General features: G+C 69.0%; 21 protein-coding genes. 15 read left to right on the forward strand and 6 right to left on the reverse strand.

The genetic code is table 11. The features are described from left to right. Positions 1–33: 33 nt before the first annotated feature. From IEV93_RS19220 to IEV93_RS19230, 3 genes are all read left to right on the forward strand, one after another. Entirely contained in the window at positions 34–705 is a 672-nt protein-coding gene (locus IEV93_RS19220) for an ATP-dependent Clp protease proteolytic subunit (RefSeq protein ID WP_229705410.1), read from the forward strand. Positions 706–959: 254 nt separating this feature from the next. Further along, a complete protein-coding gene (gene clpX / locus IEV93_RS19225) occupies positions 960–2,240 on the forward strand; it encodes an ATP-dependent Clp protease ATP-binding subunit ClpX (RefSeq protein ID WP_188492053.1) in 1,281 nt (426 codons plus the stop codon). Positions 2,241–2,324: 84 nt separating this feature from the next. Then, complete coding sequence (locus IEV93_RS19230) at positions 2,325–4,301, forward strand: alpha/beta fold hydrolase (RefSeq protein ID WP_188493194.1); 1,977 nt, start codon at positions 2,325–2,327, stop codon at positions 4,299–4,301. On the opposite strand, the gene fdhD is transcribed toward IEV93_RS19230, so the two are convergent. Beyond that, positions 4,254–5,141, reverse strand: a complete 888-nt coding sequence (fdhD, locus tag IEV93_RS19235; RefSeq protein WP_188492055.1) for a formate dehydrogenase accessory sulfurtransferase FdhD — start codon at positions 5,139–5,141, stop codon at positions 4,254–4,256. The genes IEV93_RS19230 and fdhD overlap by 48 nt on opposite strands. After that, positions 5,141–7,486: an FdhF/YdeP family oxidoreductase gene (locus tag IEV93_RS19240; protein ID WP_188492057.1), complete on the reverse strand. Its 2,346-nt coding sequence runs from the start codon at positions 7,484–7,486 to the stop codon at positions 5,141–5,143. Before IEV93_RS19240 ends, fdhD begins: the two co-directional genes overlap by 1 nt. A 49-nt stretch (positions 7,487–7,535) precedes the next feature. Between IEV93_RS19240 and mobA the strand changes: the two genes are divergently transcribed. The 11 genes from mobA to proB all read left to right on the forward strand — a co-directional run bounded on the left by mobA (position 7,536) and on the right by proB (position 21,234). Continuing rightward, positions 7,536–8,189 carry a molybdenum cofactor guanylyltransferase gene (gene mobA, locus IEV93_RS19245; RefSeq protein WP_188492059.1) on the forward strand — a complete coding sequence of 218 codons (654 nt, stop codon included), beginning with the start codon at positions 7,536–7,538 and terminating at the stop codon, positions 8,187–8,189. A 9-nt stretch (positions 8,190–8,198) separates the two neighbouring features. Further along, a complete protein-coding gene (locus tag IEV93_RS19250) occupies positions 8,199–10,862 on the forward strand; it encodes a valine--tRNA ligase (protein WP_188492061.1) in 2,664 nt (887 codons plus the stop codon). After that, positions 10,859–12,286, forward strand: coding sequence for a bifunctional tetrahydrofolate synthase/dihydrofolate synthase (gene folC / locus IEV93_RS19255; RefSeq protein ID WP_188492063.1), 1,428 nt, complete (start codon positions 10,859–10,861; stop codon positions 12,284–12,286). Before IEV93_RS19250 ends, folC begins: the two co-directional genes overlap by 4 nt. A 110-nt stretch (positions 12,287–12,396) precedes the next feature. Continuing rightward, positions 12,397–12,753, forward strand: coding sequence for a DUF4233 domain-containing protein (locus IEV93_RS19260; protein ID WP_229705411.1), 357 nt, complete (start codon positions 12,397–12,399; stop codon positions 12,751–12,753). Between the two features lie 142 nt (positions 12,754–12,895). Then, positions 12,896–13,312: a hypothetical protein gene (locus tag IEV93_RS19265; protein ID WP_188493196.1), complete on the forward strand. Its 417-nt coding sequence runs from the start codon at positions 12,896–12,898 to the stop codon at positions 13,310–13,312. A 42-nt stretch (positions 13,313–13,354) separates the two neighbouring features. Next, positions 13,355–13,768, forward strand: a complete 414-nt coding sequence (gene ndk, locus IEV93_RS19270) for a nucleoside-diphosphate kinase (protein WP_188492068.1) — start codon at positions 13,355–13,357, stop codon at positions 13,766–13,768. 457 nt (positions 13,769–14,225) lie between these two features. Beyond that, the gene (locus IEV93_RS19275; protein WP_229705340.1) at positions 14,226–17,570 is read left to right on the forward strand and encodes a translation initiation factor IF-2 N-terminal domain-containing protein; all 3,345 of its coding nucleotides are present in this window, start codon (positions 14,226–14,228) and stop codon (positions 17,568–17,570) included. Positions 17,571–17,827: 257 nt separating this feature from the next. After that, complete coding sequence (gene rplU / locus IEV93_RS19280; protein ID WP_188492070.1) at positions 17,828–18,139, forward strand: 50S ribosomal protein L21; 312 nt, start codon at positions 17,828–17,830, stop codon at positions 18,137–18,139. A gap of 25 nt (positions 18,140–18,164) precedes the next feature. Beyond that, entirely contained in the window at positions 18,165–18,431 is a 267-nt protein-coding gene (rpmA, locus tag IEV93_RS19285; RefSeq protein ID WP_188492072.1) for a 50S ribosomal protein L27, read from the forward strand. Between the two features lie 141 nt (positions 18,432–18,572). Continuing rightward, positions 18,573–20,114 carry a GTPase ObgE gene (gene obgE, locus IEV93_RS19290; RefSeq protein ID WP_188492074.1) on the forward strand — a complete coding sequence of 514 codons (1,542 nt, stop codon included), beginning with the start codon at positions 18,573–18,575 and terminating at the stop codon, positions 20,112–20,114. Further along, complete coding sequence (gene proB, locus IEV93_RS19295; protein WP_188492076.1) at positions 20,104–21,234, forward strand: glutamate 5-kinase; 1,131 nt, start codon at positions 20,104–20,106, stop codon at positions 21,232–21,234. The genes obgE and proB overlap by 11 nt, the downstream gene beginning before the upstream one ends. A gap of 51 nt (positions 21,235–21,285) precedes the next feature. Here proB and IEV93_RS19300 read toward each other — a convergent pair whose 3' ends face one another. Next, positions 21,286–22,167, reverse strand: a complete 882-nt coding sequence (locus IEV93_RS19300; protein WP_188492078.1) for a Sir2 family NAD-dependent protein deacetylase — start codon at positions 22,165–22,167, stop codon at positions 21,286–21,288. Positions 22,168–22,245: 78 nt separating this feature from the next. After that, entirely contained in the window at positions 22,246–22,794 is a 549-nt protein-coding gene (locus tag IEV93_RS19305) for a TetR/AcrR family transcriptional regulator (protein WP_188492080.1), read from the reverse strand. 102 nt (positions 22,795–22,896) lie between these two features. Between IEV93_RS19305 and IEV93_RS19310 the strand changes: the two genes are divergently transcribed. Further along, positions 22,897–23,649 carry an SDR family oxidoreductase gene (locus tag IEV93_RS19310; protein ID WP_188492082.1) on the forward strand — a complete coding sequence of 251 codons (753 nt, stop codon included), beginning with the start codon at positions 22,897–22,899 and terminating at the stop codon, positions 23,647–23,649. 13 nt (positions 23,650–23,662) lie between these two features. Here the strand turns inward: IEV93_RS19310 and IEV93_RS19315 are convergent, their stop codons facing one another. Together IEV93_RS19315 and IEV93_RS19320 are read right to left on the reverse strand one after the other, a co-directional pair. Then, positions 23,663–24,589, reverse strand: a complete 927-nt coding sequence (locus IEV93_RS19315; protein ID WP_188492084.1) for a D-isomer specific 2-hydroxyacid dehydrogenase family protein — start codon at positions 24,587–24,589, stop codon at positions 23,663–23,665. An 8-nt stretch (positions 24,590–24,597) separates the two neighbouring features. Beyond that, the gene (locus IEV93_RS19320; RefSeq protein ID WP_188492086.1) at positions 24,598–24,996 is read right to left on the reverse strand and encodes an ectoine synthase; all 399 of its coding nucleotides are present in this window, start codon (positions 24,994–24,996) and stop codon (positions 24,598–24,600) included. Positions 24,997–25,016: the final 20 nt, after the last annotated feature.

The raw sequence follows: 25,016 nt of genomic DNA on the forward strand, positions 1-25,016 counted from the left end.
GCGCACACTTTTCGGAGACATCACATGACGAACATGTTCGGATCCACCCCCGGCCAGGCCGGCCCGTCCGGTCTGGCGCCTGCCGGACCGCAGAGCCGGTACATCCTTCCGTCGTTCATCGAGCACACGCCCAACGGGATGCGCGAGTACAACCCGTACGCGAAGCTCTTCGAGGAGCGCATCGTCTTCCTCGGCACCCCGATCGACGAGACCGTGGCCAACGACATCATGGCGCAGCTGCTGGTGCTGGAGTCGCAGGATCCCGACCGCGACATCACCATCTACATCAACTCGCCCGGTGGCAGCGTCACCGCGATGCTCGCGATCTACGACACCATGCAGTACGTCCACTGCGACATCGCCACGATGTGCCCGGGTGAGGCCGCGTCGGCCGCCGCCATCCTGCTGGCCGGCGGTACCCCCGGCAAGCGTGGCGCCCTGCCCAACGCGTCGGTCCTGATCCACCAGCCCCGCACCGGTGGCGCCTACCAGGGTCAGGTCTCCGACCTGGAGATCCAGGCCGCCGAGATCGAGCGCATCCGTCGTCGTCTCGACGAGATCCTCTCTATTCACACCGGTCAGGACGCCGAGAAGATCCGTCGCGACACCGACCGCGACAACATCCTCACCGCCGAGCAGGCGAAGGAATACGGGATCATCGACCAGGTCTTCGAGTACCGCAAGAAGTCGGCCCGCCGGAGCTGATCGGCGCCCCGAACCGGTGTGACGCATCGCGACACGCCGGGGTCGTCGAGATGATCGACGCGACGGTGCGCAGGGGCGATCCTGTAGCCCTGTGACCAGTGTGGGACGAGGGGTTCCACGAGGTCTGACATTGCTTTTATCGGTCGAAGTTCGGCCTGCTCGCGGGTACGGTCAGTAATACTGGCGAGCAGGTCGGTCCGCCCCGTGTGAATCGTGAGTTCGCACAGGTGCACAAGGAAGAGGTACAGCACACGATGGCTCGAATCGGAGACGGCGGCGATCTGCTGAAGTGCTCTTTCTGCGGAAAGAGTCAGAAGCAGGTCAAGAAGCTCATCGCGGGCCCCGGCGTGTACATCTGCGACGAGTGCATCGACCTGTGCAACGAGATCATCGAGGAAGAACTCGCCGAATCGAGCGACGTCAAACTCGACGAGCTGCCCAAGCCGACCGAGATCCGCGACTTCCTCGAGAAGTACGTCATCGGTCAGGACACGGCCAAGCGCACCCTGGCCGTCGCCGTCTACAACCACTACAAGCGCATCCAGGCGGGCGACCGCAAGGACGCCCGCGGTGGCGAGGTCGTCGAGTTGGCCAAGTCCAACATCCTCATGCTCGGCCCCACCGGCTGCGGCAAGACCTACCTCGCCCAGACGCTCGCGAAGATGCTGAACGTCCCGTTCGCCATCGCCGACGCCACCGCGCTGACCGAGGCCGGCTACGTCGGTGAGGACGTCGAGAACATCCTTCTCAAGCTCATCCAGGCCGCCGACTACGACGTCAAGCGCGCCGAGACCGGGATCATCTACATCGACGAGGTCGACAAGATCGCCCGCAAGAGCGAGAACCCGTCGATCACCCGCGACGTCAGCGGCGAGGGTGTGCAGCAGGCGCTGCTGAAGATCCTCGAGGGAACCCAGGCCTCGGTGCCCCCGCAGGGTGGACGCAAGCACCCGCACCAGGAGTTCATCCAGATCGACACCACCAACGTGCTGTTCATCGTCGCGGGTGCGTTCGCGGGGCTCGAGAAGATCGTCTCCGACCGAATCGGCAAGCGCGGCATCGGTTTCGGTACCGAGGTCGCCAGCAAGAACGACGTCGACACCGTCGATCACTTCGCCGAGGTCATGCCCGAGGACCTCATCAAGTTCGGCCTGATCCCCGAGTTCATCGGCCGTCTGCCCATGATCGCCTCGGTCACCAACCTCGACAAGGAGTCATTGGTCTCCATCCTCTCGACTCCGAAGAACGCGCTGGTGAAGCAGTACGTCCGGCTGTTCGACATGGATGGTGTGGAACTCGAGTTCACCGATGAGGCTCTCGAGGCGGTGGCCGACCAGGCCATTCATCGAGGCACCGGCGCCCGCGGACTGCGCGCCATCATGGAGGAAGTCCTCCTCCCGGTGATGTACGACATCCCCAGCCGCGACGATGTCGCCAAGGTCGTCGTGACCGAGGAAACCGTGCGCGACAACGTCTTGCCGACGATCGTCCCGCGCAAGCCGCGTCGCGACGAACGACGCGACAAGACCGCGTAGTCTCGCGGCGTGACGCACGCCGAGAACACCGACTTCCACGACCTCGACCGCTACATCGCGACCCCCCGCGTCAGCGGGTTGGCCATGTCGCCCGACGGTCGTCGGTTGATCACCACGGTGGCCACGCTCGACGAGAAGTCGACCGGCCACACGACCGCGCTGTGGGAGATCGATCCGACAGGTCACCTCCCGGCCGCGCGCCTCACCCAGGGTCCCGACAGCGCGTCCGCCCCGACCTTCGACGGCTCCGGCGCCCTGTGGTTCATCCGAAAATCTGCACCTGGGCCCGACGAGAACCCGACCGCCGCGGTCTGGCGACTGCCGACCGTCGGTGAGGCGCAACGTGTCGTCGCCCGTCCCGGCGGGGTGAACTCGCTCGTCACCGCACGCGCCGCGGACACCGTGCTCGCGCTCGCCGACGTGTTGGGCGGATCGGCAGAGGCCGACCACGCGCTTCGCGCGAAGCGGAAGACCGCGGCCGTCTCGGCGATCCTGCACGACCGCTACCCGGTTCGCCTGTGGGACAGTGACCTCGGCCCCGGCCGGCCGTTCCTCTTCGACCTGGCCCCGTCCGGGGAGCTGGCCGCGGTGGTCGAGAACCCGGGACCGGCGTTACGCGAAGCGGGGGTCGGCGTCGCGCCGGACGGCTCGTTCGCGATCACCACCTGGCGCGTGGGTGCACCGCAGGCCTCGACCCGAACGACGCTGGTGCGCATCGGATTCGGCGACGCCGGCCCGGGGGAGCGCGTCACCCTGCTCGCCGATCCCGACCACGACTTCTTCGCCCCCACCGTCTCGCCGGACGGTCGGCGGGTCGCGTTCCTGCGCGAATCGGTCACCACCCCGACCGACGCACCGGTGATCACCGCCCACACCTACGACCTCGCCAACGGCAGCGTCACCGACTGGGCGACCGGCTGGGACAGGTGGCCCAGCTCGGTCGCGTGGTCGGCGGAGGGCACCGAACTCATCGTCACCGCCGACGACGACGGTCGCGGCCAGGTCTTCGTACTCGGAGACCCCGCCGTCGCGACGTCGAGTGCGGTTCGGGCCGTGACCGCCACCGACCACTGCTACACCGACGTCGCGGTCCACCCGGACGCGGAACACCTGTTCGCACTGCGCAGTTCGCCGGCCGAACCCCCGCACGTCGTCCGGGTGGACCTGCGATCCGGTGAGGTCACCGCGTTGCGCGGACCGGTGGCGCTCCCCGAACTGCCCGGGACCCTCGAGGACCTGCGCACCGAGGCGATCGACGGCACGCCGTTGCGCGCGTGGCTGGCGCTGCCCCACGGTGCCTCCGACAGCTCGCCGGTGCCGCTCCTGCTGTGGGTGCACGGCGGTCCGTTGGGGTCCTGGAACGCGTGGTCGTGGCGCTGGAACCCGTGGATCGCGGTGGCCGCGGGCTATGCGGTCGTACTCCCTGATCCGGCGCTGTCGACCGGATACGGCCAGAATTTCATCCGACGGGGCTGGGGCAGCTGGGGTTTCGAGCCCTACACCGATCTGATGGCGGTGACCGACGCCGCCGAGGCGGATCGGCGCATCGCGTCCGGCCGCACCGCGATCATGGGCGGATCGTTCGGCGGGTACATGGCGAACTGGATCGCCGGGCACACCGACCGGTTCCGCGCCGTCGTCACCCACGCCAGTCTGTGGGCTCTCGACCAGTTCGGACCGACCACCGATGGCGCCGACTACTGGGCGCGGGAGATGTCACCGGAGATGGCCGTGGAGAACTCGCCGCACCTCTACGTCGCCGACATCGTGACACCGATGCTGGTCATCCACGGCGACAAGGATTATCGCGTCCCCATCGGGGAGGGGCTGCGCCTCTGGTACGAGTTGCTCTCGGAGTCGGGCCTGCCCGCCGCCGACGACGGTTCGACGGTGCACCGGTTCCTGTACTTCCCGGACGAGAACCACTGGATCCTCAAGCCGCAGAACGCGATCATCTGGTACCGGGTCGTACTCGCGTTCCTGTCGCAGCACGTGCTCGACCGACCGGCGGAGCTACCCGACATCCTCGGTGACGTGACGATCGCCGCGGCGCAGGACTGACCGGTCTGTCGACCCGGCCGGGTGGCCGACCACGCGTTCGGGGGCGGAGTAGATGTTCATCGACTCGCCGCGCAGGAACCCGATGACGGTCAGTCCCGTCTCGTCGCCGAGCGAGGCGGCCAGCGACGACGGCGCCGACACCGCCGCGAGGATCGGGATGCCGGCCATCACGGCCTTCTGGACCAGTTCGAACGACACCCGACTCGACACCATCAGCACGGTGTCACGCAACGGGATCCGACCCTCGCGGACCGCCCAACCGATCACCTTGTCGACGGCGTTGTGCCGCCCTACGTCCTCGCGCACCACGAGCAGTGTGCCGTCCGTGGAGAACAGGGCGGCGCCGTGCGTGCCGCCGGTGCCCGCGAACGTCTTCTGCTCGGCCCGGAGCCGGTCGGGGAGCGCGATCAACACATCGGTGTCCACCGTCGAGTGGTCGTCGCGTAGGTCGAACCGTGAGGTGGCGCGTAGCTCGTCGATCGACGACTTGCCGCACACCCCGCACGCCGACGTCGTGATGAACGCCCGTCTGGGCGCGGTCAGCGTCACGCCGGGCGCCGAGGCGACGTCGAGGACGTTGTAGGTGTTCTGGCCGTCGGCGTCGACCCCGTCGCAGTACCGGATGGTGTCGATGTCGTCGGCGCCGGCGATGAGGCCCTCCGACAACAGGAACCCGTGCACCAGGTCGATGTCGGCGCCGGGGGTGCGCATCGTCATCGTCAACGGTGCACCGGCGATGCGGATCTCGAGGGGTTCCTCCACCGCCAGGGTGTCCGGTCGGGTGGCGTCGCCGTGCAGTCGTATGCGGCGCACCGGGATCCGTGTGGTGACCCGTCCCATCAGGGAGCTGCGACCAGCCGCACGGTGATCCCCTTCGACACCGGCGTGTTCGACTTCGTCGCCACGTGGTCGAGCGGGACCAGTGGATTGGTCTCGGGGTAGTAGGCCGCGGCGTTGCCGCGCGGGGTCGGATACGACACCACCCGGAAATCATCGATTCGGCGTTCCTCGAGTCCGTCGGCGCCCTCGAACTCCGAGACGATCGAGACCGGCTGATCGTCGACGAGACCCAGCTCGGCCAGATCGTCGGGGTTGACCATGATGATCCGTCGGTTGCCCTTGATGCCGCGGTAACGGTCGTCGTGCCCGTAGATCGTGGTGTTGTACTGGTCGTGACTGCGCAGCGTCTGCAGGATCAGGCGCCCCTGCGGTGTCGGCAGCCACTCGAGGTCGTTGACCGTCAACACGGCTCTGCCGCTCTCGGTGGGGAACTCGCGGCTGTCGCGCGGCGGGTGGGGGAGCAGGAACCCGTCCGGCTGGCGCACCCGGTCGTTGAAGTTCTCGAATCCCGGCACGACGGCCGCGACGTGGTCGCGGATGCGGTCGTAGTCGGAGGCCAGTCCCGACCAGTTCACGGCGTGGTCGGATCCGAGCACCGTCTCGGCCAGCTCGCAGATGATGCCGACCTCGCTGCGCATGCAGTCACTCGACGGTGTGAGCGATCCGCGGGACAGATGGACCGAACCCATCGAGTCCTCGACGGTGACCAGTTGTCGCTTGCCGTCCCGGATGTCGCGGTCGGTGCGGCCCAGGGTGGGCAGGATCAACGCCACGCTGCCCGTCGCGAGATGCGACGCGTTGAGTTTGGTGCTGACCTGCACCGTGAGCCGGCAACGGGCCATCGCCGCCTTGGTGACCTCGGTGTCGGGGGTCGCCGAGACGAAATTGCCGCCCATCGACATGAAGATGCCGATCTTGCCGTCGCGCATCGCGCGCAGCGCGTCGACGACGTCGTAGCCGACCCGACGCGGGCTGGTGATGCCGAACTCGGAATCGACAGCGGCGAGGAAGGATTCGGGCATCTGCTCCCAGATGCCCATCGTGCGGTCGCCCTGCACGTTGGAGTGTCCACGCACAGGGCAGACACCGGCCCCCGGCTTGCCGATCATGCCGCTGAGCAACAGGGTGTTGGTGACCTCCTCGATGGTGGCCACCGCGTGCTTGTGCTGCGTGAGCCCCATGGCCCAGCAGACGATGGTCTTGTCGGAGGAGATCCACAGCCGGGCCAACGTCTCGAGCTCGGCCAGGCGCAGACCGGTGGCCTCGCAGATCTCGTCCATGTCGGTGTCGGCGACCAGGGCGAGGTAGTCCTCGACACCCGAGCAGTAGGTCTCGAGGAAGTCGTGATCGAACACGGTGCCCGGGTCGGCGTTCTCGGCGCGCAGCAGCAGCGCGGCCAGCCCGCGGAACAGGGCCATGTCGCCGCCGAGTCGGACCTGCAGGAACTCGTCGGCCAGTGTGGTGCCCGCGCCGAGGATGTCGCCGGGACGCTGCGGGTCGCGGAACCGCATCAGCCCGGCTTCGGGCAGCGGGTTGATCGCGACGATCTTCGCGCCGTTGCGCTTCGCGTCGCCGAGTATGGAGAGCATCCGCGGGTGGTTGGTCCCCGGGTTCTGGCCGGCGATCAGGATCAGGTCGGCGTTCTCCACGTCGAGGACCGAGACCGACCCCTTGCCGATGCCGATCGTGGTCGACAACGCGTGCCCGGACGACTCGTGGCACATGTTCGAACAGTCGGGCAGGTTGTTGGTGCCGAGGCTGCGGGCGAACAACTGGTAGACGAACGCGGCCTCGTTGCTGGTGCGGCCCGAGGTGTAGAACACCGCGTCGTCGGGGGAGTCGAGAGCGGCGAGTTCGTCGGAGATCAGTCGGTAGGCGTCGGCCCAGTCGATCGGCTCGTAGTGGGTCGCGCCGTCGCGCAACAACATCGGATGGGTGATCCGTCCCTGCTGCGACAGCCAGTACTCCGACCGCTCGCGCAGTTCCGCCACGCTGTGGGTGGCGAAGAAATCCGGGGTCACGCGGCGTCGCGTGGCCTCCTCGGCGACCGCCTTGGCCCCGTTCTCGCAGAACTCGGCGGGCTTGCGTCCGCCGGGCTTCTCCGGCCAGGCGCACCCGGGGCAGTCGAACCCGTGCCGCTGGTTGAGCTCGAGCAACGTCCTCGCGGTACGTACGGGGCCCATCTGGGTGAAACCACGCTTCATGGAGACCGCGACCGCGGGGACTCCCGCCGCGTAGGTCTTGGGGTGCGAGGTGTCGGTCCGTGTCGGTTCGTCGACGGCGGTCTCGGACGCCTCTGGAGAACCGGGCGCAGAGGCGGACCGATCCGATTCGGTGGAAGTCATTCCTCCATAGTGGCCTCGCCGGGGCAGTCCGTCACGCGATACTGGCCCCATGAGCGATGTGGTGGCGGATATGGCGTTGGCGGGCGTGGTTCTGGCGGGAGGCGCATCGAGACGGATGGGCTCGGACAAGGCCGGACTGGACTGGAACGGCCAACCGATGTTGGCACGCATCGTCGGAGAGGTCGGTCGTCGCTGCGATCCCGTCTCGGTGGTGGCGGCCGCCTCGTCGGCCGCCTACCGCACCCTGCAGGGCAGCGGCGGACCCGAGGCGCACTGGGTCACCGACGAGAAGGCGGGCACCGGCCCGCTCGGGGCGCTCGCGGCGGGTCTGGCCGACGCGGCCGCGGCCGGACGTGAGGTCGCCTTCGTCTGCGCCACCGACATGCCGTTGATCAGCACCGACCTGATCGACGAACTGCTGCTCGGCCTCCGGGACAACGACGACGCGGCCATCGCGGTCGACGCGACCAGGGCGCACCCGTTCGCGGCCATCTACCGGACCGCGTGCGCGGGTCGGATCCGCGACCTCGCCGCCACCGGTGAGCGACGCATGTTGGCGGCCATCGACACCCTCGTGGTCAACCGCGTCTCGATCAGCAATCCCGACTGGCTGGTCAACGTCAACGCCCCCGAGGACCTGCATCGGCTCCGCATCACCGCCGGGGGCGTTCCCGGGCAACCCGGGGCGATCACCGTTCCCTAGAATCGAACGGTGACCGAACTCCCAGCACCTGCCGTCTCGCTGCCCAAGTCCTGGGAACCCGCCGCCCACGAGTCCGCGATCTATCAGCGCTGGATCGACGGCGGGTACTTCACCGCCGATGCGGCCGGCGACAAGCCCCCGTTCTCCATCGTCATACCGCCGCCCAACGTCAACGGTTCGTTGCACATGGGCCACGCTTTCGAGCACGTCCTGATGGACACGCTCTCCCGCCGTCGCCGGATGCAGGGCTACGAGGTGCTGTGGCTGCCCGGTATGGACCACGCCGCCATCGCGATGCAGGCCATGGTCGAGAAGCGCCTGGCCGCACAGGGCATCGCCCGCGACGCGCTGGGCCGCGAGGCGTTCATCGACAAGGTGTGGGAGGCCAAGGCCGAGATCAGCGGCGACATCGGCGGCCAGATGCGCCGGCTCGGGGACAGCGTCGACTGGTCCCGTGAACGTTTCACCATGGACGAGGGGCTGTCCCGCGCCGTGCACACGGTGTTCAAGCGCATGTTCGACGACGGCCTGATCTACCGCGCCGAGCGGCTCGTCAACTGGTCGCCGACCCTGCAGACCGCGATCAGCGACATCGAGGTGACCTACGACGACGTCGAGGGCGAGCTCGTCAGCTTCCGGTACGGGGCGATGGACGACGCCGAGCCGCACGTCGTCGTGGCCACCACCCGACTGGAGACGATGCTGGGCGACACCGCGATCGCGGTGCATCCCGACGACGAGCGCTACGCCCACCTGGTGGGCACCGAACTCCCGCACCCGTTCCTCGAGCGGTCCATCCCGGTCGTCGCCGACGACTACGTCGATCCCGAGTTCGGCACCGGCGCGGTCAAGATCACCCCGGCGCACGACCCCAACGACTTCGCGCTCGGCCGGCGTCACGGGTTGGCGATGCCCACGATCATGGACACCTCCGCCCACATCTGCGACACCGGAACACAGTTCGACGGACTCGACCGGTTCGCCGCCCGCGTCGCGGTGCGCGAGGCGCTCGCCGAGCAGGGCCGCATCGTCAAGGAGGTGCGCCCCTACCTGCACAGCGTCGGACACTCCGAGCGCAGCGGCGAGGCCATCGAGCCGCGGCTGAGCATGCAGTGGTGGGTGCGGGTCGAGACGTTGGCGAAATCGGCCGGTGACGCGGTCCGCAACGGGGACACCGTGATCCACCCGGCGTCGATGGAGCCGCGCTGGTTCGGCTGGGTCGACGACATGCACGACTGGTGCATCTCGCGTCAGCTGTGGTGGGGACACCGGATCCCCATCTTCTACGGCCCCGACGGCGATGTGGTCTGCGTCGGGCCGGGGGAGGAGCCGCCCGCCGGGTACGAGCAGGATCCCGACGTCCTCGACACGTGGTTCTCGTCGGGCCTCTGGCCGTTCTCGACGATGGGATGGCCGGACCAGACGGCCGATCTGGCCAAGTTCTATCCGACCAGCGTCCTGGTCACCGGGTACGACATCCTGTTCTTCTGGGTGGCCCGGATGATGATGTTCGGCACCTACGTCGGCGCCACGATGGACGGCGACAACGGCGTCCCGTTCCGGGATCTGTTCCTGCACGGACTGGTCCGCGACGAACACGGCCGCAAGATGTCGAAGTCGAAGGGCAACGGCATCGACCCGCTCGACTGGGTCGACCGGTTCGGCGCCGACGCCCTGCGGTTCACCCTGGCCCGCGGCGCCACCCCCGGCGGCGACCTGTCCGTCGGCGACGACCACGCCGAGGCATCGCGCAACTTCGCCACCAAGATGTTCAACGCCACCAAGTTCGCGCTGATGAACGGAGCGCGTCTGGGCGAGCTACCGGACCGCGCCACGCTGACCGACGCCGACCGGTGGATCCTCGGCCGCCTCGACGAGGTGCTTCGCGACGCCGACGCCGGGTTCGAGTCGTACGAGTTCGCGAAGGCGTGCGAGGCGCTCTACCACTTCGCGCGCGACGAGTTCTGCGACTGGTACGTCGAATTGGCGAAGGTCCAGGTCTACGCGGGCGCCGACGGCGTCGTCGACACCGACCGTGCGCAGGCCACGGCCATCGTGCTCGGCACGGTGCTCGACTCGATCCTGCGGATGCTGCACCCGGTCATGCCGTTCGTCACCGAGGTGCTGTGGACCACGCTGACGGGTGAGGAGACCCTGGTCACCGCGTCGTGGCCCACGGCCATCGGCGACACGGCCGATGCGCAGGCCGCCCAACGCATCTCCGACACCCAGCGACTCGTCACCGAGGTCCGACGGTTCCGCGGCGACCAGGGGATCGCCGACAACAAGCGCGTCCCCACCCGCCTCGACGGCATCGACGCCGCCGGGCTGGGGTCGGTGCGCCCCTACGTCGACTCGCTGGCGAAGCTCTCGGCCGCCGGCGACGACTTCTCGGCGACCGCGACCATCGACGTGCGGTTGAGTTCGGCGACGATCCGGGTCGAACTCGACACCTCCGAGTCGATCGACGTCGACGCCGAGAAGCGCCGGCTGGCCAAGGATCTCGCTGCTGCGGAGAAGGAGCTGGCGCAGACCACCGGCAAGCTCGGCAACGAGCAGTTCCTGGCCAAGGCGCCCGAACCGGTCGTGGAGAAGATCAGGAACCGTCAGCGCATCGCCACCGAGGAGGTCGAGCGCATCCGCGCGAAGCTCGACGAGCTGGGTGGGGCGTGAGCACCCCGCAGAACGCCCTCGGTGTCCCGACCGCCGACGACCTCGCCGAGTTCGCCGAGGTCGAGGCCGAACTCGACGACCGCTGGCCGGAGACGAAGATCGAGCCGTCCCTGACCCGGATGGTCGCACTGATGGACGTCCTCGGCTCGCCGCAGAAGGGGTACGCGTCGATCCACATCGCCGGCACCAACGGCAAGACGTCGGTCACCCGGATGATCGACTCGTTGCTCACCGCGCTGCACCGCCGGACCGGTCGGATCACGAGCCCGCACCTGCAGCTCGCGACCGAACGCATCTCGGTCGACGGGGCACCGATCTCCCCGCGGCTCTACGTCGACACCTACCGCGAACTCGAACCGTTCATCACCATGGTCGACGACTCGTCGATCGCCCAGGGTGGTCCGCGGATGAGCAAGTTCGAGGTGCTCACCGCGATGGCGTACGCGGTGTTCGCCGAGGCGCCGGTGGATGTCGCCGTCGTCGAGACCGGCCTCGGCGGCACCTGGGACGCCACCAACGTCATCGAACCGTCGGTCGCGGTCATCACCCCGATCGCCATGGACCACGCGGACTACCTCGGCGACACGCTCACGGCGATCGCGGGGGAGAAGGCGGGCATCATCAAGCCCGCCAACCCCGACGACATCGTGCCGGTCGATCCCGTCACGATCCTCGCCGCCCAGGACCCCGAGGCCGGCAGTGTCCTCATGGCCCGCGTCGCCGAGGCCGAGACACTGGTCGCGCGGCAGGACTCCGAGTTCCGGGTCCTTGAGCGGCGCACCGCCGTCGGCGGTCAGATGCTCGAACTGCAGGGGCTCGGCGGCGTCTACTCCGAGATCTTCCTGCCGGTCCACGGTGGGCACCAGGCGAACAACGCGGTGCTCGCGCTCGCGGCGGTCGAGGCCTTCTTCGGTGCCGGCGCCGACCGGCAACTCGACATCGACGCCGTTCGCGCGGGATTCGCCGCCGTGACCACCCCCGGGCGCCTCGAGCGCGTACGCACGGCACCGTCGGTGTTCCTCGACGCGGCCCACAACCCCCACGGGGCGGCCGCACTCGCCCGCAGCCTGGTCGAGGAGTTCGACTTCCGTCGTCTCATCGCGGTCGTCGGTGTCATGCGGGACAAGGACGCCGTCGGACTGCTGACCGCCCTGGAACCCGTCGTGGACTCGGTGGTGCTCACCAACAACGGGTCGCCCCGCGCGATGGACACGACCGATCTCGCCGACCTGGCCCTGCCGATCTTCGGCGAGGACCGGGTCGACGTGCGACCGTTCCTGCCCGAGGCGGTCGAGGCCGCGGTGGCCGCCGCAGAGGAGACCGGCGACGAGCTGGATCAGATGTCCGGCGCAGGCGTGGTGATCACCGGCTCGGTGGTGACCGCGGGTGCGGCCCGCACGTTGTTCGGAAAGGACCCCTCATGACATCCGCCACCGGGAGCGATGCGAGCGGGCCGGAGGACATTGGACCCGACGCGGTCGGTGGCCGTTTCACCCCACCGGTGAACGATCCGTGGAAGGGCCTGCGCGGGATCATGGCCGGGACGCTGATCCTCGAGTTCATCGTCGTCCTGCTGGCCCTGCCCATCGTGGCCCGGGTCGGCGGCGGTCTGACGTGGGTGTCGGGCGTCTACCTGGTCGTCCTGGCGCTGCTCATGGTCCTGGGCGCCGGTGTGCAGGGACGTCCGTGGGCCCTGCAGTTCGATCTCGCCCTGCAGGTCCTTCTCATCGTCGGCGTGGTCTTCCACTGGTCGATCGCGGCGGTCGGCATCGTCTTCGGGCTGGTCTGGCTGTACATCGCCTACATCAAGCGCGACGTCCGACTGCGGATCGAGCGGGGACTGCTACCCGGTCAGGAGCCGATCGGGGACGCGGGCGCCGATCCGGCTTGAGCCCCGAGACCCCGGGTCCGTGTCCGATTCGTTATCTTTGCGGCCGCAATTCGGGATGACGTGAGCGCCCCCGACTGACACCATGCGAGGGTCGCCGCGGGCGCCCGCCCGCGATCTCACCCGTCGAAAGGCCCATCACCTCATGCGTCGTCTCAGCACCCGTTCCTCCGTTGCCGTGATCTCGTGCGCACTCGCGGCGGGCATCTCGACGATGGGCGTGGGTGCTGCCTCCGCGGATGAACCCGTCGCCGGCGCGGTCGAGGTGCTGCCCGCGGGCGAGCCGGTACCGGTCTCGCCGTCGGAGTTCGGCTACGTCGCCACGCACGACCTGACCGTGCGTGCCTCGCGGATCGACCTCGCCGAGTTCGTCGCGTCGATCCCGGTGCCCAACCAGTACCGCGCCGCGAATCTGGCGCTGGCCGCGCGTTTCGACGCGACCGTCGCCGAGGCGCTGAAGTCCCCGGGTGGATGTGTCCAGGTCGTCGTCGACCCCCGCGCGACCTCGGGGAACCTGTTCAACTACGGCTTCTTCGCCATCGAGGGCAAGTTCTGCGACTGAGCCGTCCGCGGCGTCGCCACGGGGCATGACTACGCTGTCGTCGTGACCGAACGCACCCTGATCCTGATCAAGCCCGACGGCGTCGCCCGGGCAGTGGTCGGCGAGATCATCAGCCGAATCGAACGCAAGGGCCTGTCCCTGGTGGCCCTCGAACTGCGGACCGCGAGCGACGACGTCGCTCGCGGCCATTACGCCGAGCACGAGGACAAACCGTTCTTCGGATCGCTGCTGGAGTTCATCACCTCCGGGCCACTGGTGGCCGCGGTCGTCGAGGGCCCACGGGCGATCGCCGCGTTCCGGCAACTCGCCGGTGGCACGGACCCGGTCGAGAAGGCCGTCCCCGGCACGATCCGGGGCGACCTCGCGCTGAACACGCAGAACAATCTGGTGCACGGATCCGACTCGCCCGAGTCGGCCGAGCGCGAGATCGCACTCTGGTTCCCCGGACTGTCCTGACCCACCTCGTCCATCGGTGTGCCCGCCCCGGAAACGACCGGGTCGCGCACCCCTCCGGCCCGTCCCGTGCGCCCGCGCACAGGGCGGGCCGTCTTCGTTGCCACCAGCCGAACCGCGGGTGAACCGCAGTGGTGCGCCGTCCCGCGGCGGCCGTGTGGGATACTGCAGGGGTCGCTGCCGACACCGTCGGTGATGACACCCGATGACCCGCCGATTTCCTTCGGTCCCCGCTTGGCGTTGATCACAACAACGCGATGTGTCGATCACAACGACGCACGCGCGGTGTGGACCGCTCGGACTCCGGTGGTGCCATCAGCCCAATGCGTTGCGCGAACACGGCACAACCGCTGTCCGCCGGCGCGAGACCATACAAACTCGGACCGTTCGCGGTCCGACACACAGCACAGCCCTCGCGAGGCCGCGTCGAGACGATGCGCCCGGGGGCCTAGGAGAACACGTGGCCGACAATGGCTCGTCCGAAGACTTGAACACCGCCGACTCGAACGCCGAATCCACCCCGGCGCAGGAGTTCCCACACAAGCTGAGGGTGCACGCGCTCGCCCGGATACTGGGCATCCCCAGCCGGGAGGTGCTCGTACACCTCGCCGAACTCGGCATCGTGGCCCGCAGCCCTCAGTCGAGCATCGATCGCAGTGCCGCGGTGCAGGTCCGCGACCGTATCGCCGAGCCCGCCGCAGCAGACCCCGAGGCCACTCCGGGTGCCCCCGCGCCGGTCGATGTACCCGCGGCCGATCCCGCACCCGAGGCCCCCGTCGAGTCGGCCCGTGCCGCATCGGCACCGGCCGACGTGTCATCGGAGTCGACGACTCCGTCGTTGTTCTCCGCGGTCGAGGCCGTCGAACCCACCACGAAGGCGGACGCCGGCGACTCGTCGCAGGGGCCGCTGTTCCTGCAGCCGCAGGCCCCGGAGCCGAGTACGCGTCGACGCACGCAACGCGCCGACAAGCCCGCTCCGGCCGACGACGTCGCCACCACCCCGTCCGACGATGACGCCACCTCCACCCGCTCCGAGTCCCCGGCCGCCACCGCGGAGGATTCCGACGGCTCCACCGACGGCGCCGACAACGACAGCGGCGGCGACAACGACGGTGACGGCTCCGGCTCGGGCTCCCGCCGCCGGCGTCGCGGACGTCGTGGTCGCGGCCGTGGTCGTGGTGATCAGGTGGCCGGTGAGCAGAACTCCGACCTCGACGACTCCTCGGACGACGAGTCCACCGGCTCGTCCGACGACTCCGGCACCGACAGCGCTGCCGCCGACTCCCGGCCCGATGACGCCGAGCAGTCCGACACGACCACCACCGAGCCCCGTTCGGGCCGCCGCGGTGGCGGACGGCGCGGGTCGGGCGCGAAGAACGCCGACGCGACCGCAGGCAACGCCGACGACACCGCAGGCGAGAAGCCCGACGATCAGAAGTCCGGTCAGAACACCTCCGCCGGGGACAAGTCGGACGGGAAATCGTCCGACGGGGACGACACGTCGACGAAGGACACCGGGTCCGACGAGGCCGACACCCGCGATGACGACTCCGACGACGACGACTCGTCGGCGAACAATCGCCGCCGCCGCCGTCGCCGTCGTCGCAAGGGTGGCGCCGACGGAGACGACCAGCCGAGCGACGATCCGCCGAACACCGTGGTCCACGAGCGCGAGCCACGAGCCAAGTCGCGCTCGTCGTCCTCGTCCTCCACGCGTGACCGCGACGAGGTCCAGGGCATCTCCGGATCCACCCGTCTCGAGGCCAAGCGTCAGCGCCGCCGTGACGGCCGCGACGCCGGCCGCCGCCGTCCGCCGATCCTCACCGAGTCCGAGTTCCTGGCCCGTCGGGAGGCTGTCGACCGGGTGATGGTCGTCCGGGAGCGCTCGGCCAACGTCGGTCTGTCCGACGACTCCGACCAGACGACCGCGCCGACCGAGGACTACACCCAGGTCGCGGTCCTCGAGGACGGCGTGCTCGTCGAACACTTCGTCACGACCTCGACCTCGTCGTCGATGGTCGGCAACATCTTCCTCGGCCGGGTGCAGAACGTCCTGCCCGGCATGGAGGCGGCGTTCGTCGACATCGGCCGGGGACGCAACGGCGTGCTCTACGCCGGTGAGGTCAACTGGGACGCGGCCGGACTCGACGGCGGTAGCCGCAAGATCGAGCAGGCGCTGCGGCCCGGCGACCCGGTTGTCGTCCAGGTCAGCAAGGACCCCGTGGGACACAAGGGTGCGCGACTGACGACCCAGATCTCCCTCGCCGGCCGCTACCTCGTGTACGTGCCCGGTGGTTCGTCGACCGGCATCAGCCGCAAGCTGCCCGACGTCGAACGCAAGCGACTCAAGCAGATCCTCTCGAAGTTGGTCCCGGCCGAGGCCGGCGTGATCATCCGGACGGCGTCCGAGGGCGTCAGCGCCGAGGAACTGTCCGCCGACATCGACCGTCTCAAGGCGCAGTGGGCCCAGATCGAAGAGGCCACCGCGGGAGCGGGCAAGGCCAAGGGTGCCTCGCCGCAGGCGCTCTACGAGGAGCCCGACCTGCTCGTGAAGGTCGTCCGCGACCTGTTCAACGAGGACTTCAAGAAGCTTGTCGTCGACGGCGACTCCGCCTGGGACCATGTCCAGGGTTACGTCGAGTCGGTCGCCCCCGACCTCGCCGACCGGCTCGTGAAGTTCACCAAGCCGCACGCGGACTCACCGGATGCGTTCGTCGTGCACCGCATCGACGAACAACTCGCCAAGGCGCTCGAGCGCAAGGTGTGGCTGCCCTCGGGCGGAACGCTGATCATCGAGCACACCGAGGCGATGACCGTGGTCGACGTCAACACCGGGAAGTTCACCGGTTCCGGTGGAAACCTGGAGGAGACGGTCACCCGGAACAACCTCGAGGCGGCCGAGGAGATCGTCCGCCAGATGCGCCTGCGGGACATCGGCGGGATGATCATCGTCGACTTCATCGACATGGTCCTCGAATCCAATCGCGACCTCGTTCTGCGCCGTCTGACCGAGGCCCTCTCGCGCGACCGCACCCGGCACCAGGTGTCCGAGGTGACGTCCCTCGGACTGGTCCAGATGACCCGTAAGCGGCTGGGAACCGGTCTGCTGGAAGCGTTCTCGTCGACCTGCACCTGCTGCTCCGGTCGTGGGATCATCGTCCACGCCAACCCGGTCGAGGTGACCGGCGCCGGCGACGACGCACCGCGTCAGGAGAGTTCCAAGCGCTCCCGTCGTGGCGGCAAGAAGAAGGCGGACGCCCCGACCGAGGCCAAGCCCGCCCACAACCCGTCCGAGCACCCGATGTTCCGTGCGATGGCGTCGCACCCCGAGGGCGAGGAGCCGTCGGGTCCGGATGTCGAGGACTCGGCCGCCGACGCCGCACCCGCTTCCGACGGTGACCCGACCGCGCCCGACCGTGACAGCGATCCGGTGGAGGTCGCCACCGAGGCGGTCGCCGCCGTCGCGCCCGATCCCGCTCCGGAGGCGTCGGTCGCCGAGGACGTCGTCGAGACCGGACCGGCTGCCGAGCCCCAGCCTGTCGTCGACACCGCAGCCGCCGATCCCGAGCCGCCGCGCAAGCGTCGTCGCGCGGCCCGTCGTCCGGCGGCGGCACCCGCGGCTGCCACCGAGCAGGTCTCGGCCGCCGTGGAGGCACCGCCCGTCGCCACCGTCGCTCCCGCCGACGCCGCACCGGTCACCACCGTGGGCGCGGCGGCAGTGGTCGACGAACCGGTGGTCGCCGCCAAACGGCGGACTCGTCGACGAGCGGCCGGTCGGCCTGCCGGTCCGCCGCAGGAGGACTGATGGCGACGACACCGCAACACGGCGCTGACCACGGTTTGACCCGGCGAGTGACACTCCCGTAACCTCGGTTAGTCGCCTTCAGGCGAGCAAGGTAGCGCTGTGTCCGAAACCAGCGTGTCGCGTCCCTCCACCGGAGACGACGCCCTCGTTCACCGCAGGCAGGTCGGACTCACACGAGACCGACTGAACACGACGTAAGACGGCCCCGCACACCCTGCGGGCGCACCGGACAACAGACAGTAAGAGGTAGTGCTCCGATGGCAACGTACGCGATCGTCAAGACCGGCGGTAAGCAGTACAAGGTCGCTGAAGGCGACCTGGTGAAGGTCGAGAAGATCGACGGACCGGTCGGCTCCACGGTGCCGCTGCCCGTCACCCTCGTCGTCGACGGCTCGACGCTGACCACCGACTCCGACGCGCTGGCCAAGGCCGCCGTCACCGGTGAGGTCGTCGAGCACGTCAAGGGCCCGAAGATCCGCATCCACAAGTTCAAGAACAAGACCGGCTACCACAAGCGCCAGGGCCACCGTCAGAAGCTGACGGTGCTCAAGGTCACCGGTATCAAGTAACGCGTCGTCGAGAAGGAGTTAAGACATGGCACACAAGAAGGGTGCATCCAGCTCGCGCAACGGTCGCGACTCGAATGCACAACGACTCGGCGTCAAGCGATTCGGTGGCCAGGTGGTCAGCGCGGGCGAGATCCTGGTCCGTCAGCGCGGAACCCATTTCCACCCCGGCGTGAACGTCGGACGCGGTGGCGACGACACCCTGTTCGCCCTGTCGGCAGGCGCGGTGGAGTTCGGCCAGAAGCGTGGACGCAAGACGATCAACATCGTCGTCGCGGACACAGTTCAGGTCTGACGCACGACGCCTCGATTTCTCGAGAGCTCCGCGAGGGGCGGGCCAGGGTCTTTCGACACCCGGCCCGCCCCTCGTCTCTTTTCGCATCACCGGGCCCGTCGCACCTGACGAGCCCATCACATCACCGAGAAAGGCTGGGAAATGTCGAGATTCGTCGACCGCGTGACCATTCACGCAACGGCGGGCAACGGCGGTCACGGCTGCTCGTCGGTGCATCGTGAGAAGTTCAAACCGCTCGGCGGACCCGACGGCGGCAACGGGGGCAACGGCGGCAGCGTCACCCTCGTGGTCGACCCACAGGTGCACACGCTGCTCGATTTCCACTTCCGGCCGCACGCCAGCGCCCAGAACGGCCGACCGGGTGCTGGTTCCAACCGCGACGGCGCCGACGGAGACGACCTGATCCTGCCGGTGCCCGACGGAACGGTGGTGCTCGACGCCAACGGCAAGATCGTCGCCGACATGGTCGGCGCGGGAACGACCTACGCCGCCGCGGCCGGCGGCCGTGGCGGGCTCGGCAACGCCTCGTTGGCCTCCCGTGCCCGCAAGGCACCCGGATTCGCCCTCCTCGGCGAGGAGGGTGAGGTCAACGAACTCGTCCTGGAGCTGAAGTCGGTCGCCGACGTCGGTCTGGTGGGTTTCCCGTCGGCGGGCAAGTCCTCGCTGGTGTCGGTCCTCTCGGCGGCCAAGCCGAAGATCGCCGATTACCCGTTCACCACGCTGGTGCCCAATCTCGGTGTCGTGACCGCGGGTTCGGACATCTTCACCATCGCCGACGTGCCGGGCCTGATCCCGGGGGCGTCGGCGGGCAAGGGGCTCGGCCTCGAGTTCCTCCGTCACCTCGAACGGTGTGCCGTCCTCGCCCACGTCGTGGACTGTGCGACCCTCGATCCCGGTCGGGATCCGTTGTCCGACATCGACGCACTCGAGGCGGAACTCGCCGCCTACACGCCTGCGCTGTCGTCCGACCACGGTCTCACCGACCTCGCCGACCGTCCCCGTGTGGTCATTCTCAACAAGATCGACGTCCCCGACGCCGCCGATCTGGCCGAACTGGTGACCGCCGAGGTCGCGGAGCGCGGCTGGCCTGTCTACGCCATCTCGGCGGTCAGCCATGCCGGGCTGACCGAATTGACCTATGCGCTGGCCGAACTCGTACGTCGCCATCGCACGGAGAACCCGCCGCCGGTCCCGCGCCGCGCGGTCATCCGTCCCAAGGCGGTCGACGACACCGGCTTCACCGTCGTGCCCGACCCGGCGACCCCGGGTGGGTTCATCGTCCGCGGTACGCGTCCGGAACGCTGGATCAAGCAGACCCAGTTCGACAACGACGAGGCCGTCGGCTACCTGGCCGACCGGTTGAGTCGCCTGGGCGTGGAGGCCGAACTCACCAAACAGGGTGCGGTGGCCGGTGCCCCCGTGACCATCGGCGACGTCAGCTTCGACTGGGATCCGCAGGTACCCAGCGGCGAGGACGTGCCCATCCAGGGACGCGGCAGCGACGTCCGACTCGATCGCCCCGATCGCATCGGTGCCGCCGACCGCAAGGTCGCGCGCAAGGCGCGCCGCCACCACGCCGACGATTTCGGTTCTGCGCCGGTCGATCTCGGTGCGGAGGCCTTCGCCGACGCCGGGATGTCGGACGACGGGTTGAGCGACGACCTGCACGACGATGACCGCTGAGCTCAGATCACCGGTACGCACCCAGATCTCGGGCGCACGCAGCATCGTCGTGAAGATCGGCTCGTCGGCGCTGGTGAAGTCGTCGCCGACCGACATCTCCGACGGTCTGGACCTCGAGCGCCTCGATGCGTTGGCCGACGCGCTGGAGTCCCGGATGGCGTCGGGGACCGACGTCATCGTCGTCTCGTCGGGTGCGATCGGCGCGGGTATCGGGCCGCTGGGACTGAAGAAGCGACCCACCGACCTGGCCACGAAGCAGGCGGCCGCAAGCGTGGGCCAGCTGGCACTGGCACACGCGTGGGGGACCTCGTTCGCGCGATACGGACGCACCGTCGGTCAGGTTCTCCTGACGGCACACGACATCTCGATGCGCGCCCAGCACGCCAACGCCCAACGGACCCTCGACCGACTCCGCACATTGGGGGCGGTGGCGGTGGTCAACGAGAACGACACCGTCGCCACCGACGAGATCCGGTTCGGTGACAACGACCGTCTCGCCGCGCTCGTCGCGCACCTGGCCGGAGCCGACGCCCTGGTCCTGCTGTCCGACGTCGCCGGTCTCTATGACGGGGACCCGCGCAAGGGCGGTGCCCGGATGATCGCCGAGGTGGCCGGCGCCGCCGACCTCGACGGGGTCATCGCCGGATCCGGTGGGGCGCTGGGCACCGGCGGGATGGCGTCGAAGTTGTCGGCGGCACGCCTGGCCGCCGACGCCGGCGTACCTGTCCTGCTCGCCGCGGCATCCGACGCCGCCGCCGCCCTGGCCGACGCGGGTGTCGGGACCGCGTTCGCGGCCCGGGACACCCGCATGTCGGCCCGGAACTTCTGGGTCCGCCACGCCGCCGAGACACGCGGCCGCATCGTCGTCGACGACGGCGCCGCAGCCGCGATCGCCCGTCGCAAGTCCCTGCTCCCGGCCGGGGTGGTCGGGGTCGAGGGTCGCTTCCTCGGTGGCGACGTCGTCGACGTCGTCGGTGCCGACGGAGCCGTGCGGGCACGTGGGGTCATCGCCTACGAGGCCGCAGAGGTCGCGGAGATGATCGGCCGCTCCACCGCCGACCTACCGCCGGGCCTGCGCCGTCCGGTGGTCCACGCCGACGACCTGGTCCTGCGCTCCTGACCGTCCGGCCGAGGCCGAGCAGCCCCGGCGCCGATGCTGCGCGATGAGGACCTAGCTCTGCTGCGCCAGTCGGGTGAGGACCTCGGCGCAGCGGTGGTCGATCTTGAGGTCGGCGATGTCGTCGCCGCGGGTGTGGCCCCGGTTCACGATCACGACGGTCTTTCCCGTGCGGTGCGCGTGCCGGACGAAGCGCAGTCCGGACATGACCGTGAGCGAAGATCCGAGGACGAGGACGGCATCGGCGTCGTCGATCATCGAATAGCCGCGCGCGACAGTCGGTTTGGGAACACTCTCGCCGAAGTAGACGATGGCCGGTTTGAGCGCACCACCGCACTCGGGACAGTCGATCATCGCGAAGTCCCCGGTGTCGGACACCGCGACGTCGGCGTCGGGGGCGACCTCGATCGCACCCCGACTGCGGATCCGTGCGGAGAAGTCGGCGTTGAGCGGTTCCAGGATCGTCGCGAGTCGGTGGCGGGAGATCTGCCAGCCGCAGTCGACGCAGCAGACGCGGCCGTAACAACCATGCAGTTCGAGCACCGGCGCGTTGCCCGCCTTGATGTGCAGCATGTCGACGTTCTGGGTGATCACGCCCGACACCATCCCCTGACGCTGGAGTTCGGTGATGGCGAGGTGTCCGCGGTTGGGTAGTGCGGCGTCCATGTGTCGCCAGCCGAGGTGGTTGCGGGCCCAGTAGTGCCGACGAAAGTCGGTCGACGACAGGAACATGTCGATGGTCATCGGTGCGCGGGGGACGGCGTTCGGGCTGCGGTAGTCGGGGATACCCGAGTCGGTGGACATCCCGGCCCCGGTCATCGCCACGACACGACGGCCGCTCAGCAGCGCCCGGGCCCGATCGATCCGTTCGTCGAGATCGTCGTCGACCTCGGTGGGTTCGCCGGGAACCCAGGCCAGCTGACTACGAGTGCGCACCACTCCAGGGTAGCGAGATCGTGGCGGGTGCGACGGTGGCGAACCGACGATGGCGAACCGACGGTGGCGCCGACCGGGTCAGTTCGGTGTCCGCAGGCCGTCGAGGACGACACCGAGCAGATGGCGGGCACGCCACTCCCACTCCTCGTCGTCGAGCCGTGTCAGATAACCGATGAGCAGGATCACATCGCGTGCATCGACATCGCGACGGATGGTGCCGTCCGCACGACCGGCGGCGAGCAGGGTCGACACCGCGTCACCGATCGGTCCGATGCTGTGCGCCGACAGGGCACGCCACACGCCCGCCTCGACGGCGGCGAACACCCCGCGCTTGATCTGCGCGTAGTCGGCGACCCGCTCGAACCACAGTGCCAGCGCCTCGATCGGCGGGTGGTCGGCCAGCAGCGTGGGGGCGGCCGCGACGAGGACGTCGACGTCACCGCGGTAGACCTCGGCGAGCAGGTCCTCGCGGGTCGGGAAATGGCGGTACAGGGTGCCCTGGCCGACACCCGCGTCCTTGGCGATGGCGTTGAGTCTGACCTCGTCCGATGCCGCGATCGCCGCCCGTGCCGCGGCGACGATCCGCTCGCGGTTCTCGAGGGCGTCGGCCCGTCGCGGCGTCGTCATCGACCCACCGAGGACCGCGCGGACTGGTCAAGCGGACACGTGTCCGTTACTGTCGGAGGATAAGCGGACATGTGTCCACACTAGACCCCGGAGGTACTGACCATGGCTGACATCCTCGACAAGGTCGTCGCGATCACGGGAGCGAGCAGCGGCATCGGCGAGGCCACCGCGCGAGTACTGGCCGCGCGCGGCGCCGCGGTCGTGCTCGGCGCACGCCGGACCGACCGTCTCGATCAGGTCGCACGCGACATCGTCGACGGCGGCGGTCGGGCGGAGGTCTACGCGACCGACGTGACCCGTCGGGAGGATGTGCAGGGGCTCGTCGACGCGGCCGTGACGCGTTTCGGTCGGCTCGACGTACTGGTGAACAACGCCGGTATCGCGCACCTGGGTCTGATGGACGGTCTCGACGTCGACGGCTGGTCGGCGATGATCGACGTGAACGTCGGTGGAGTGCTCAACGGGATCGCCGCCGCCCTGCCGGTCTTCCGCTCGCAGGGTCACGGCCATCTCGTCACCACCCTGTCCACGTCGGGGCTGAAGATCACCCCGATGCAGGCGGTCTACGCGGGCACCAAGAATGCTGTCCGGACCCTCCTCGAGGGGCTACGCCAGGAGTCGACCGACGGCGTCCTGCGAACCACGTCGATCTCACCGGGCATGGTCCACACGGAGTTCTCCGACCGCATCGCCGAGTCCTGGTCGGACCGGGAGGCGGGCGAGGCGCTCACCGGCGCCGTGGCCGATCTGGGTTTGGACCCCGACGCGGTCGCGCGGGCGATCGCGTTCGCCATCGAACAACCGGCGGACGTGGAGGTCGGGGACATCACCATCCGGCCCACCCGGCAGGGCTGACGCCGCGTCGATCTCAGTAGGTGCTGCCGGGCGTGATGGTGGACAGCAGCGGCCGGCCGGCGCGGAACCGACGAAGGTTCTCCGCGATCCACGGCGCGAGCGTGCGGGTGAGTCCCGACGACGGGTTCGCCACGTGCGGGGTGACGATGATCCGGGGCTCGTCCCAGATCGGGTCGTCGGCGGCCGGGGGCTCGGGATCGGTGACATCGATTGCGGCACCGGCGATCTGACCGTCACGCACGGCGGCCAGCAGTGCGCGTTGGTCGATGAGCGAACCGCGGGCGACGTTGACGATCCAGGCGTGATCAGGGAGCGCGGCCAGCACCGACGCGTCGATCAGATGGCGGGTCTGCGCCGTCGAGGGCGCAGCGACGACGACATGATCACAGCGCGACCACACCTCGCCGACGCGGTCGGCGGGCAGGGTCTCACGGGCGCCGTCGACGGGCCGACCGGACCGGTTGACCGCGATCACCTCGGCGCCGCAGGCGGACAGACGCGGGATCAGCGATCGAGCGATACCGCCCGCCCCGACGATCGCCACGGTCGAGCCGTGCAGTGATCGGATGGAGGTGTCGATGGCGTCCTTGTCCCATCGCGATCGCACGGCCGCGGGGATCTGGCGGAGGCCGGCGAGCAGGAGGGCGAGGGCGTGCTCGGCCACGTTCTCGGCGTAGAACCCGGACGCGTTGGTCCAGATCCGGCGGTCGTCGATCAACCCGGCCGACATGAACTCCTCGATGCCCGCGAGCTTGAGTGCGACCCACTCGATCGAGTCGGGCAGTTCGCGCGGGAAGTCGTCGACACCGCCTGCCCACACCAACACACGCGCGTCGGACAGAGCAACGAGCACCCCACCCGCGGATTCGATCGCCGCGGCGAGGTGCTCGTCGTGTCCGGGCGTCAGGGCAACCGGCGTGCGTTCGTCCTGATCGGCCATCACAGATGTCAGTCGTCGACGGTGACCAGCGGGTAGACGCCGTTCTCGTCATGCGTCTCGTTGCCCACCACCGGCGGGTTGAACACGCAGTACATGCGCAGTTCGGTCTTCGCGGTGACGGTGTGGCGCTCGTGGCCGTTGAGCAGGTACATCGTGTCGGGTCCCAGCGGGTACTCCTGGCCGGTCTCCCGGTCGAGGAGCGTGCCCTCGCCGGAGATCAGCCACACGGCCTCGACGTGGTTCGCGTAGTGGAACTCGTTGACCGACCCGGCCTTGATGACGGTCTCGTGCAACGAGAAACCGACCTTGTCGCCGCCGAGGATGATTCGCTTGGAGCGCCAGTTGCCGTTCTCCGAGACGATGTCGCGATCGGTGTCGGTGATCTCGGTCGTGGTGCGGACGATCATTTTTCGTTCCTCTCGTTGTG

The organism is Williamsia phyllosphaerae, from assembly GCF_014635305.1.
GTDB classification, from domain to species: domain Bacteria; phylum Actinomycetota; class Actinomycetes; order Mycobacteriales; family Mycobacteriaceae; genus Williamsia_A; species Williamsia_A phyllosphaerae.